Annotated in this window: 1 protein-coding gene; it reads right to left on the bottom strand. The window is 44.2% G+C overall.

Features of this window, described 5'->3' with window-relative positions; translation table 11 throughout:
* Window positions 1–677 (bottom strand): primase-helicase family protein (locus tag N2K84_RS20670; protein WP_282593642.1); only part of this gene is annotated, 677 nt, incomplete at both ends.

The raw sequence follows: 677 nt of genomic DNA, 5'->3' as shown, positions 1-677 counted from the left end.
GGATTGAACCACATTCGGGATTCATTTTTTGCAGCGAGTTTTCTGTGAAGAAGAAAATGCAGGAAATGAGGAATCTCTTTGGCCATTAATTCCCGGAGACGGATGTTGTCCTTTTCGACCCGATTGATTTTTCGTACCCAAAACCGAACTTCTTCCCTGGGAATGATAATCGGGTTTCGCTCGTTGTTGGAGCAAAGAACAAATTTGGCGAAAAACTCAATCTCCCTTCGGTCTTTGCCTTTGGCTTCAATTTTATAATCGCCGGCTGTTGAGAGGTTTTTGATTTTCTCCGTGTCTTCCATCTTGTTCATAAGTAATTCATCAACCAACACCAGCAAGCGGTTGGCCCAGTCGGCATTGAACTGGCTCCGGAAATCTTCGTTTGTGTTGAACGTCGCGTTTTTTCCGAAAATCATTTTCAGAAAACGCAGAAAGGTCGTTTTCCCCGTATTCCGTTCATTGGAAACCAATAGCAGAATTGGCAACATTTGGGTAGGCCGGGTGTAGAGAATTTGAAGATAATCCAGGCCGGTTTCAATTTGCTCCTCAAAAATATGTTTAAGGAAATGCCGGATATGGGGGAAGTCTCCCGGAGACGGCACATAACTCACCGGTTCATACTGGTTGAGATACGTTCCATGTACCTGTCGATAGTGAACATGATCGGGAATAATGCA

Source organism: Gaoshiqia sediminis, from assembly GCF_025907915.1.
Lineage (GTDB): Bacteria > Bacteroidota > Bacteroidia > Bacteroidales > Prolixibacteraceae > Gaoshiqia > Gaoshiqia sediminis.
Note: the sequence above shows the minus strand (reverse complement) of the source record. Positions and strands in the feature narration are given on the sequence as shown.